This window comes from Streptomyces sp. BK79, from assembly GCF_044142145.1.
Classification (GTDB): Bacteria; Actinomycetota; Actinomycetes; order Streptomycetales; family Streptomycetaceae; genus Streptomyces.
In genome coordinates, this window is sequence record NZ_JBHVOC010000003.1 from 200,010 (window position 1) to 212,745 (window position 12,736).

The 12,736-nt window shown below is 74.6% G+C and carries 2 protein-coding genes; both read left to right on the forward strand.

Going from position 1 to position 12,736, the window contains the following annotated elements; genetic code table 11:
- The first annotated feature begins 4 nt into the window (after positions 1–4).
- The gene (locus ACFIF2_RS04785) at positions 5–7,267 is read left to right on the forward strand and encodes an amino acid adenylation domain-containing protein (RefSeq protein ID WP_395571208.1); all 7,263 of its coding nucleotides are present in this window, start codon (positions 5–7) and stop codon (positions 7,265–7,267) included.
- Positions 7,268–7,306: 39 nt separating this feature from the next.
- Positions 7,307–12,664 carry an amino acid adenylation domain-containing protein gene (locus ACFIF2_RS04790; RefSeq protein ID WP_395571209.1) on the forward strand — a complete coding sequence of 1,786 codons (5,358 nt, stop codon included), beginning with the start codon at positions 7,307–7,309 and terminating at the stop codon, positions 12,662–12,664.
- Positions 12,665–12,736: the final 72 nt, after the last annotated feature.

Below are 12,736 nucleotides of genomic sequence, written 5' to 3' on the forward strand. Positions count from 1 at the left end.
CTTCATGCGCGAGGACCTTCGGGACAGGCTTGCCCGGCTCAGTCCCGCACAACGGGAGCGCCTGCTCGAGACCATGCGCACCGAGCGGGTCCGGCGGCGTGCCGAGGACACGATCCCGCCCGCCGGCCGGGACCGCCCGCTGCCCCTGTCGTACGCCCAGTCGCGCATGTGGTTCCTCGACCAGCTCGCGCCGGGCCTGCCGCTCTACAACACACCCCTCGCCATGCGCCTGCGCGGACCGCTCGACCGCCGGGCCCTGGCGGACGCCCTCGACAGGGTGGCGGCACGCCACGAGGTGCTGCGCACCCGGTACGTGGGGACCGAGGACGGCCCGCGGCAGGTGATCGACCCGCCCGGGCCGCTGGCCCTGGAGTACGCCGAACTGGGGCCCTGCCCCGAGGACGAGCGCCGTACCCGCGCCCTGCGGGTGGCCGCCGACGCCGGCGCCCGCCCCTTCGACCTCGCCCGGGGCCCCCTCGTGCGCGGCCTGCTGGCCCGCTTCACCGACGACGAGCACGTGTTCGTCCTCTCGATGCACCACATCGTGCTCGACTCCTGGTCGGTGCCCCTGCTGATGAGCGAACTCGCCGAGTGTTACGAGGCGGTCCGGGCCGGACGCGAACCGGGACTCGCACCACTGCCGGTGCAGTGCGCCGACTACGCCGTGTGGCAGCGCGAACGCCTCGCCGGCGAGGCCGCGGACGCCGACCTCGACTACTGGCGGACCACCCTCGCCGGGCTGGCCGTCCTCGACTTCCCGGCCGACCGGCCACGCCCGGCGGACCGCACCTGGACCGGCGGGCACCTCACCGCCCGCTACCCGGAGGAACTGCGGCGGGGCCTGGCCCGACTCGCCGAGCGCAGCGGGGTGCGGCTGCTGCCGGTGATGGTGGCGGGCCTCGCCGCCCTGCTGTCCCGCTACACCGGACAGCACGACATCGCCCTCGGGTCGGTCTTCACCGGACGCGGCCGGCCCGAGATCGAACCGCTGATCGGCTACTTCGCCAACACGGTGGTGCTGCGCACCGACACCTCCGGCGACCCCTCCTTCCGGACCCTGCTGGCCCGCGCCGACGACGTGGTCCTCGGCGCGCACTCGCACCAGGCCCTGCCCTTCGACCAGCTCGTCGAGAACCTGGACGTCCGCCGGGACCCGACGCGCAACCCGCTCTTCCAGTTCGCCCTCTTCCAGGCGGACACCGACCGCAGCGGAGCCCGGCTCGGCGACGTGCTCGTCGAGGAACTCCCCGTCGAGCTGGGCACCTCCCGCTTCGACATGGCACTCGGCTTCTCCGAACCGCCCGGCGGCGGCCTGCACCTGGGCATGGAGTACTCCGCCGAACTCTTCGACCGCTCCCGCATGACCCGGTTCCTCGACCACTACCAGCACGTCCTGCGGTCCGCCGTCGCCCGGCCCGACACGCCGCTCAGCGAGCTGGACGTCATGGCGCCCGCCGAACGCGAGCAGGTCGTGGCGGGCTGGAACGCGACCGCCCGGCCGACCCGGGCCCGCACCGTCTGCGACGCCTTCCGGGAGACGGTCGCCGAGCGGGGCGACGGACCCGCCCTGCGCTTCGGCGACCTGGACCTGTCCTTCGCCGCGCTCGACGCCCGCGCCAACCGCCTCGCCCACCTCCTCATCGCCCGCGGCGCCGGACCCGACCGCCGCGTCGCCCTCGCCATGCGGCGCGGCGACCACCAGCTGGTGAGCATCCTCGCCGTGCTCAAGTCCGGCGGCGCCTACATGCCGGTGGACCCCGACCACCCCGCCGAGCGGACCGCCTTCATGCTGGCCGACACCGACCCGGTGCTCGTCCTCACCACCACCGCCGACGCCCACCTGCTCCCCGAGGGCCACGCCGGCGCACGCCTCGTCCTGGACGACGAGGACACCGTCGGTGACCTCGCCGGCCGGCCCGCCACCGACCCCACCGACGCCGACCGCACCGCCCCGCTCGACCCGGCCCACCCCGCCTACGTCCTGTACACCTCGGGCTCCAGCGGCAGGCCCAAGGGCGTGATCGTCGAGCACCGGAACCTGGTCAACCTCCTGGACAGCCAGCGCCGCCACGTCTTCGACCCGGCCGAGGAGGCGCTCGGCCGCCCGCTGCGGTCCGCGCACGTGCTCGCGCTCTCCTTCGACGGTTCGTGGGACGGCCTGCTGTGGCTGGTCGCCGGCCACCCCCTGCACCTGCTGGACGACGAGACCCGCCGCGACCCCGCGGCCACGGCCCGGCTGATGACCGACCGGCGCATCGACGCCCTGACCTGCACCCCCTCCTTCGCCGAGCAGCTGATCGGCGCCGGCGTGCTGGACGACGCCGGCCACCGGCCCGCGGTGTTCTCGTTCGGCGGGGAGCGGGTCAGCGAGTGGATGTGGCAACGGCTGCGCACCACGCCGGGCCTGCGCGCCTACAACGTCTACGGGCCCACCGAGGCCACCGTCCTCGCCACCGTCGGCCCCTTCGCCGACTCCGCGCACCCGGTGATCGGCGCACCCGTGGACAACGTACGGGCCTACGTGCTCGACGCGCGTCTGCACCCCGCCCCGGTCGGCGTACCGGGCGAACTGTGCCTCGCCGGCGCCGGGGTGGCCCGCGGCTACCTCGGCCGGCCCGGGATGACCGCCGACCGGTTCCCGCCGGACCCCTGGGGCGGCGCCGGCGCGCGCATGTACCGCACCGGTGACCGGGCACGCTGGAACGACGCCGGACACCTGGAGTTCCTGGGCCGCGACGACGGGCAGGTCAAGCTCCGCGGCTTCCGCATCGAACTCGGCGAGATCGAGAACGCGCTGGCCGAACACCCCGGCGTCGCACAGGCCGTGGTCACCACGCACACCGCGGCCGGCCCCGGCGGCGAGCGGCTGGTCGCGTACGTCGTGCCCCGCCCGGACGCCGGCCTCACACCGGACGACCTGCGCGCGCACGCCGCGCGGCTCCTGCCGGCCCACATGCACCCCGCCGCGTACGTCGAACTCGCGGCACTGCCCCTGACGGCCAACGACAAACTGGACCATCAGGCCCTGCCCGCCCCGGAGTTCGCCCGGGCCCCCGACTCCCGCCCGCCGCGGACCGAGCGGGAGCGGATGCTCTGCACCCTCTTCGCGGACCTGCTCGGACTGCCCGCCGTCGGCCTGGACGACGACTTCTTCGCCCTCGGCGGGCACTCGCTGCTGGCCACCCGGCTCGTCAGCAAGGTCCGTTCGGTGTTCGGGGCGGAACTTCCGGTGGGCGCCCTGTTCGACGCGCCCACGGCGGCGGGGCTGCTCGTCCGGATCGACGCCGCCGCGGGCGCCAGGGCACCGCTGGTCGCGCGGGAACGTCCCGCGCGCGTCCCCCTCTCCTACGGGCAGCGCCGCCTGTGGGTGCTCAACCAGCTCGACCCGGCCGGCGGCGCCTACAACATGCCGACAGCGCTGCGCCTGACCGGCGCGCTCGACCACGGCGCGCTGCGCGCCGCCCTCGCCGACCTGACGTCCCGGCACGAGATCCTGCGTACGATCCTGCCCCAGGCCGACGGCGAGCCCTGTCAGCGGATCCTCGACGCCCGCGCGGGCGCACCGGATCTGCGGGTCCACGAGACGACCGCCGCCGCCCTGCCCGCCCTGCTGGAGGAGGCCGCCGCCGAGGGCTTCGACCTCACCGTGGACCTGCCCCTGCGGGCGCGCCTGTACCGGCTCGCCGAGGACGAACACGTCCTGTTCCTCGTGCTCCACCACGTCGCGGGGGACGCGTGGTCGGCCGTCCCCCTGGCCCGCGACCTTACGGCCGCCTACACCGCCCGCCTCGACGGCCGGGCCCCGGACCAGGCACCGTTGCCCGTGCAGTACGCGGACTACACGCTGTGGCAGCGCGACCTGATGGGCCCCGCCCACGACCCCGCGGCGCCCACGGACCCGGACCCGGACCCGGAAGCGGATCCGGACCCGGAAGCGGAGCGAGAGACGGCGGACGCGTCGACGGCCGCGCGCCAACTCGCCTACTGGCGGCGGCAGCTCGCCGGCCTGCCCGACGAACTGAACCTGCCCGCCGACCGGCCGCGTCCCGCGGTCGCCGGTCACCGCGGCATGCTCGTCGGCCTCGACATCGACGCCGGACTCCACGCCCGCCTCCTCGACGTGGCGCGGGCGCACGACGTCACCCTGTTCATGGTGCTGCAGGCGGCCGTGGCGGCCCTGCTGACCCGGATGGGAGCGGGCGACGACATCCCCCTGGGCACCCCGGTCGCCGGACGGACCGACGAGGCCCTCGACGACCTGGTCGGCTTCTTCCTCAACACCCTGGTGCTGCGCACCGACACCTCGGGCGACCCGGGCTTCGCCGAACTGCTGGCACGTGTGCGCGAGACCGACCTCGCGGCCTACGCCCATCAGGACGTGCCCTTCGAACAGCTCGTGGAAGTGCTCCGGCCGGCCCGGTCACTGGGCCGCCACCCGCTGTTCCAGGTGAGCCTGATGCTGCACAACAACGAGGAACCCGAGTTCGCGCTGCCGGGCCTGCGGGTCGACGCCGAACCCGTCGGCACCCGCTTCACCAAGTTCGACCTCACGTTCTCCGTGTCCGAACGCCGGAACGCCACGGGCGCGCCGGACGGCATCACCGGCGTGGTGGACTTCGCGACCGACCTCTTCGACCGGGAGAGCGTCGAGGCGCTGACCGTACGCCTGGTGCGGTTCCTGCACGCGGTGGCCGCCGACCCCGAGCGGCCCATCGGCTCCGTCGACCTCCTCGGCCCCGAGGAGCACCACACCCAGGTGGTGTGCTGGAACGACACGGCCGTCGAGCGTCCGCGCACCCGGTGGCTGACCGACCTGTTCGAGGAGCGGGCCGCGCGGGCCCCCGCGGCCACGGCCGTCCGGGGCGACGGCACCTCGCTCACCTACGAGGAGCTGAACCACCGCGCCAACCGGCTGGCCCGCACCCTCCTGCCCGCGGTCACCGGGCCCGAGCCGATGATCGCGCTGCTGCTGCCGCGCGGCACCGACCTGCCGGTCGCCCTGCTGGCGGTGCTGAAGGCGGGCGCCGCCTATATCCCGCTGGACACCGGATACCCCGCCGGGCGCATCCGCCAGATGCTGGACGACGCCGCGCCGGCCCTCGTCCTGACCACGGCGGCCCACGAGCACCTGCTGCCCCCGGGCGTACCGGCGCTCCGCTTCGACGAGGCGGAGCGGCAGGCCGCCGCCGCGCCGGCGAACGACGTGACGGACGCGGAACGCCCCGCGGCCCGGCACCCGGAACGCACCGCGTACGTGATCTTCACCTCGGGGTCCACCGGACGGCCCAAGGGTGTGATGGTCTCCCACGGCGCCCTGCTCAACCTGCTGCTCGCCATGGGGGACGCGACCCGGATCGGTCCGCGGGACGTCCTGGTGGCCGTGACGACCCTCGCCTTCGACATCGCGGCGGTGGAGATGTACCTGCCGCTGCTGACCGGTGCCACCCTGGTCGTCGCCCCGGCGGACACCGTGCGGGACCCGGCGGCCCTGTGCGGCCTCGTCAGGTCCGCCGGCGCCACGATCACCCAGGCCACGCCGTCCCTCTACCGGGCGATGACGTCCGCCGACCCCGACGCGCTGCGCGGGCTGACCGTGCTGGTCGGCGGCGAGGCCCTCCCCGCCGACCTCGCCGCCCGGCTCGTCCGGACCGCCGGGAGGGTCGTCAACTGCTACGGCCCCACCGAGACGACGGTGTGGTCCACGCTCGCGGCGGTCACCGGAGGCGAGCGGGCCCCCTCCATCGGCCGTCCGATCGCCAACACCCGCGTGTACGTGCTCGACGCGGCCCTGCGCCCGGTACCCGTGGGGGTGACCGGACGCCTCTTCGTCGCGGGGGACGGAGTGGCCCGCGGCTACCTCGGCCGGCCCGCCCTCACCGCGGAGCGGTTCCGTCCCGACCCCTTCGGTCCCGCCGGCTCCCGGATGTACGACACCGGCGACCTGGCCCGCTGGACCCCGGACGGGGAACTGCGCTACGCCGGCCGGGCCGACCAGCAGGTCAAGCTCCGCGGCTTCCGTATCGAGCCGGGCGAGATCGAGGCCGTCCTCGGCCGCCACGGGAGCGTCGCGGAGGCCGCGGTGGTCCTGCGCGAGGACCGGCCGGGCCTCCAGCGGCTGGTGGGCTACGTCGTCCCCGCGCCCGGCGCCGAGATCGACGCGGAGCGGCTGCGGGCCCACGCGCGCCGGGAACTGCCGGACCACATGGTGCCGGCCGCCCTGGTGACCCTGCCCGCGCTGCCCCTCACCCCCAACCGGAAGATCGACCGGAAGGCGCTGCCCGCCCCCGCTCACACCTCGCGCGGCCGCCGCGCGGACACCCCCGCCGAGCGCGGCCTGTGCGCGCTGTACGCCGACGTCCTCGGCTGCGGCGAGGCCGGCGTCGACGACGACTTCTTCGCCCTCGGCGGGCATTCCCTGCTGGCGGCCCGCCTCGTCGGGCGCGCCCGCGCGGAACTCGGCCTGCGCCTGACCATCCGCGACCTGTTCGAGGCGCCCACCCCGGCCGGTCTGCTGGAACGGTCGGCCGGCGGCGGCACGGACTTCCCGGTCCTGCTGCCGCTGCGGGAGGGCGGCACGGGAGCACCGTTGTTCTGCGTCCACCCCGCGGCCGGGGTGAGCTGGGGCTACCGCGGACTGCTGCCCCACCTGCCGGCCGACCGCCCCGTCTACGGGCTGCAGGCCCGTGGGCTCGCGGACCCGGACCACACGCCGGCGAGCACGGCCGAACTGGCGGCGGACTACCTCGCGGAGATCCGCCGGGTGCAGCCCGAGGGGCCGTACCACCTGCTCGGCTGGTCCTTCGGCGGTCTCGTCGCCCACGCCCTCGCCACCCTGCTCCAGGAGGAGGGGGAGCATGTCGCCGGGCTCACCCTGCTGGACAGCTTCGCCTTCACCGACGACCCCGGGCCCCTCTCCCACGGCCACCCGCAGCTCCTGACCGCCGTCGCCGAGTCACTGGGCCACCGCTCGGCCGACGGCGAACTCCTCGCGCGGTTCGGTGAGTCGGGCCTGCGGGCCATGGCCAGGGTCTTCGCCGACCACATCGACGTCCAACGGCACTTCACCCCCAAGGTCTTCGACGGCGACCTGCTCTTCTTCGCCGCCACGGCCGACCGCCTCCCCGGCGCGCCCGACGCCGCACAGTGGCGGCCGTACGTGACCGGCAGGATCGACGTCCACCCGGTGGACGCCGCCCACGGGGCGCTGACCGGCCCGTCGGCGGCGGCCACGATCGGCCCGGTGCTCGCCGCCCGCTTCGCGTCATGACGGCCGCCTTCCCCATTCACGGACGGAGCGAGGTTGCACGTGTTCACTGATCTTCCCGCGCTGGTGCGCGGCCACGCCGAACAGCACGGCGGACGCAACGCGCTGACCTTCGCCGCCACGACGCTCGGTACCCCGCGGACCGACCTGACGTACGCGGAGGTGGATCTCCGTACCCGCGCGGTGGCCGGCACGCTGCGACGGCGGCTGCGCCCCGGTGACCGGGCCCTGATCGTCATGCCCACCGTGCCCGAGTTCGCCGCGGCGTTCCTCGGGTGCCTGGCGGCGGGCGTCGTCGCCGTGCCGCTGCCCGTCCCGGTCGACGAGTCCTCCACCCAGCGGGTGCTGAACGTCGCCGAGGACTGTGCTCCCGCCGCTGTGCTGACCACGTCCCTCGTCCGCGGGTTCCTGGGCGACGCCCCCGTCGTGCGGCGGCTCGGGGCCTCGGCCGCCTGGATCGACGTCGACCTGGTCGAACCCGCCGAGGCCGACGACTGGCGGCCCGTGCCCATCACGGCGGACGACACCGCGTTCCTCCAGTACACCTCCGGTTCGACGAAGGCACCGCGCGGCGTCGTCGTCCCGCACGGCGCCCTGCTGCACAACGAGGCCGCGATCCAGCGGACCTTCAAGGTCACGCCCGGCTCGACCAGCGTGAGCTGGCTGCCGCTGCACCACGACATGGGACTCATCGGCGGCCTGCTGCAACCGCTGTACACCGGCGCCCGCGCCGTCATCCTCGACCCCCTCTCCTTCCTGCGACGCCCCGCCTCCTGGCTGGAGGAGATCTCCCGGGAGCGCGCCGAGATCAGCGGCGGCCCGAACTTCGCCTACGACCTGTGCGTCCGCAAGGTCACCGACGAGGAGAAGGCGGGCCTCGACCTCGGCTCGTGGCGGCTCGCCTTCAACGGCGCCGCGCCGGTGTCACCGGCCGGCCTGCGCGCGTTCAGCGAGGCCTTCGCCGGCACCGGCTTCCGCCCCACGGCCCACACGCCCTGCTACGGCCTGGCCGAGGTCACCCTGCTCGTGGCGAGTGCCGACGCCGACGCCGCCTGCGAGAGCGGCGACTTCTCCGTCCCCTCCCTGGAACAGGGCCGCGCACGGGAACACGACGGGGACGCGCCCGGCCACACGCCCGGCGGCGGGCGGACGTCGCGCGAACTCGTGGCCTACCGGCTGCTCGACCACGCCGCCGTGCGCATCGTCGACCCCGCCGGACGACGGACGCTGCCCGAGGGGCACGTCGGCGAGATCTGGGTGCACAGCGACAGCAACGGCGCGGGCTACTGGGGCGGCGGCGACCCAAGCCGCCCCGTCTTCGGCGTCGCGCCGTCCGACGCTCCGGCACTCGCCCACGTCCGCACCGGCGACCTCGGGTTCGTCCACGCCGGACGGCTGTACGTCACCGGACGGATGAAGGACCTCGTCATCCACCGGGGCCGGAACCTGCACCCCGAGGACCTGGAGATCGACGTCGCCGCGAGCAGTCCGTCGCTGCGCCCCGGCTGCGGAGCCGTCTTCGGCGTGGACACGGACGGCGAGGAGGAGATCGTCGTCTGCCAGGAGGTGCGCACCGGCGTCCCGGAGGAGCGGTACCCGGTCCTCGCGCGGGGCATCACCGACGCGCTCTCGCGCCGCTACGGCGTGGCCGCCCGCACCATCGCGCTGCTGCCGCCGGGGGCGATCCCCAAGACGTCGAGCGGCAAGGTCCGCCGCCAGGACACCCGCGCGCTGCACCTCTCCGGCGACCTGCCCGTGCTGTGGTCGTGGACGGCCCGCGAGGGCGCCGCCGGACCGGCGCGGCTGGCCGATCTGGTGAGCGCCCGGAGCCTGCGGGAGGCGACCGGCACGCGGCGCCGGGACCTGCTCACCGACGCCCTGTGCCGCTGCCTCGGGCAACGCCTCGGCGAGGACGGACCGCCGGACGGTTCCGCCTCCCCGACCTCACTGGGCCTCGACTCCCTCGGAGCCGTCACGCTGCAGCACGAGATGGAGGCCCTGCTCGGCACCCGCCTGAGGCCGAGCCTCGTGCTCCGGGCCGGCTCCCTCACCGAACTGGCCGGTACCGCGCTCGACCAGGCGGACGCGGCACAGGCGGCACCGGAGACGGGCGCCCCGGTCCCCGACGCCGGGCCTGACCCGGCCGGCGAGGCCGTGGAGTACCCGCTGACGGAGACCCAGCGCGCCCTGTGGTTCCTGCAGCGGACCTCGCCCGACAGCTACGCCTACAACGTCACCCGGGCCTTCGGCCTGACCGGCGACGTCGACGAGGAACGGCTGTGCGCCGCACTGACCGAGGTGGTGGCCCGGCACGCGTCGCTGCGGCTGGTCCTGAGCACGCACGACGGCGAACCGCGCGCACACGTCGCGCCCGAGGCCGAGGTGCGTCCCGAGCGGGTGGACGCGCGGACCTGGCCGGACGACGCGGTGCGGGACCGGATCCGGGAACTCGCCACCCGCCCCTTCGACCTGGAGCGGGACCGGCTGATCCGGGCGGCGATCGTCCGCCGCGAGGACGGCCGGGTGCTCGTGCTCTCCCTGCACCACATCGTCTGCGACCTCACCTCACTGGCACTCGTCGTCGCCGACCTGCGACGGGCCTACGCCGCGAACGGCCCCACGGGGGAACGGCCACCCGTCCTGGCCCCGGCCCGGTGGGAGCGGGCGATGCCGGCCGAGCGGGAGGACGAACTCACCGCCTTCTGGACCGAGCGGCTCGGGGGAGAGCTGCCCGTCCTGGAACTCCCCGGCGCCGGCCGGCACCGGGGCCACGCCGGCGCGACGGCCGCCTTCGAGGGGGACGCCGCCCTGCTGCGGGACCTGCGGCGCGTCGCCCGGCGCGAGGGACACACGCTGCACAACGTCCTGCTCGCCACGTTCCAGGTGCTGCTCCACCGCGTGACCGGACAGCCCGACCTGGTCGTCGGCGTCCCCGTGGCGGGCCGCACCCGGCCCGAACTCGCCGCCCACGTGGGCTACCTGGTCAACGTCCTGCCGATCCGCTCGCGCCTCGGCCGGGGCACCGGCTTCACGAAGTTCGCGGCGCGGACCCACGGCGACATGCTGGACGCGCTGGACCACCAGGAGCTTCCCTTCCCGGTGCTGACCCGCCGCCTCAACCCCGACCGGGGCTCCGGTGCGCCGCCCGTCTTCCAGGCCATGTTCAGCCACTACTCCGGCGCCCTGCCCGGCGGCCGTGCCGTGGCCGGAGCGGTTCTCGGCGACCCGGCCGCCGAACTGGACCTGGACGGGGCCGTGCTGCGCGGCTTCCCCGTCGAGGACCCCACCGCGCAGTCGGACATCGCGCTCAACGTCGTGGAACTGCCGGACGGACTGCGTTTCGGGCTGCAGTACGACACCGCCCTGCTGGGGCGGGAGCAGGCCCGCATGATCGCCGACGCCTACCGGACGCTGCTGTACGCCGTCGCCGCCGACCCGGACGCCGACGTGGCCGGGCTGCCCCTGGTGGACGCCGACGGTGCGCGGGACCTGCTGCGGACCGGACAGGGACCGCGCGTCCCCCGCGAGGAGCACTACCTGGCCGTCTTCGAACGTCAGGCGGCCCTCACCCCCGGGGCCGAGGCGGTGGACGACGGCACCGAACGGCTCACCTACGGCGAACTCAACGGTCGGGCCAACCACGTGGCGCGCCGCCTGAGCGCGGCCGGCGTCGGCCCGGAGACCCAGGTCGTCGTGTGCGCCGCCCGCACGGCCGGTTTCCTCGCGGCGCTGCTCGGCATTCACAAGGCGGGTGCCTGCTACGTGCCGGTCGGTCCGGCCGAGGCCCCGCGGCGGGTGGCGGACATGGCGGCCACCCTCGGCGCGCGCGGGGTGATCGCCGACCGCGCGGGACGGGACCTGTTCGAGCGGGCGCTCGCCGACCGGGCAGGCCTCGCCCGCCCGCACCTGTTCGACATCGACGAGGTCACCGTCGGCCACGTCGAGGAGAACCCGCACTGCCCGACGCCGATGCACGGCAGCGCGTACATCATCCACACCTCGGGTTCCACCGGTGTGCCCAAGGCCGCGACGGTCACGATGGGCGGGCTGACGAACCACCAGTGGCAGATGATCGAGCACTTCGGCGTCGGACCGGCGGACTGCGTCGGCCAGACGGCACCCGCCACCTTCGACATCTCGCTGTGGCAGTTCCTCGCGCCGCTGATGGTGGGCGGACGGCTGAGGATCGTCGACGACACGCGGGTCATGTCGCCGTCGAAGATCCTGGACGACGTCGTCGACAGCGGCACGACGCTGATGGAGGTCGTTCCCGTCATGGTGGCCACCCTGCTGGAGGCCGGCATCGGGCGGCGGCCGCACGCCCTGCGGGCGATGATCTCCGGCGGCGACGCCCTGAGCTGGGACACCGCGCGGGAATGGTTCGCCCAGTGTCCCGGGGTCGAGCTGTACAACGCCTACGGGCCGACGGAATGCGCCGACGACGTCACCATCCACCGGGTGACCGAGGACGCCGACCGGTCCCGGCCGGTGCCGATCGGCAGGCCGCTGGCCAACATGACCGTCCACGTCCTCGACGCCGGGATGCGGCCGGTGCCCCGCGGGATGGTGGGCGCTCTGTGGGTCGGCGGGATGGGCGTCGGGCGCGGCTACCTCGGCAACCCCGGTCGCACCGCCGAGGCCTTCGTCCCCGACCCCTTCGGCGAGCCGGGGGCGCGCCTGTACCGCACCGGGGACCTCGTGCGGTTCGCCGGCGACGGCGATCTCGAGTACATGGGCCGCGTCGACCGGCAGCTCAAGATGCGCGGGCTGCGCATCGAACCGGGTGAGGTGGAGCAGGCACTGCGCGAGATCCCGGAGGTGCTGGACGCGGTGGCCAAGGTGCACCGCACCCGGCAGGGCATGTCGCTGGTCGGCCACCTGGTCATGGCGGGGGAGGGGGAACCGCGTCAGCTCGTGGCCGGCGAGTACGAACACATCGGGCGGGCCCTCGCCGAGCGGCTGCCCCGGCACATGATCCCCACGGTCTTCGTGCGCCGCGCGGACCTGCCGCTGCTGAGCAGCGGGAAGATCGACTACGGCGCGCTCGACTACCGGCCCGCGGCGCCGGCGGGCGAGGTCAGCGCCGAACTGCTCAAGGACCCGGTGGTCGCGGCCGTCCGCGCGGTCTGGTCGGACCTCCTCGAACACGAGGGCGTGTCCTGGCAGGACAACTTCTTCCTGCTGGGCGGCCATTCGCTGCTCGCCCTGCGCATGATCGACAAGGTGGGGCGGCAGCTCTCGGTCGACCTGGAGATCGAGTCGGTATTCTCCCACCCCACCCTCAATGAATTCGTCGAAGTGGTGCGCGGGGCCAATCCCGTCACGCGGACCAGAACTCCTATAGGGAGAATTCCCCGAGTCTCCGCCGGAAGTCGGGAAGGGCGTGGTACGGAGTCGTAAAGCGCACTTCAGAGCTAGGGAACAAGCGTCGCGCGTTCCGTTGCCGCGGAGCGTGCCGACGCATTTCCTGCT

Coding starts and splice junctions, on each gene's coding strand:
- ACFIF2_RS04785 (WP_395571208.1), top strand. CDS start 5: ATGCGCGAGGACCTTCGGGACAGGCTTGCCCGGCTCAGTCCCGCACAA.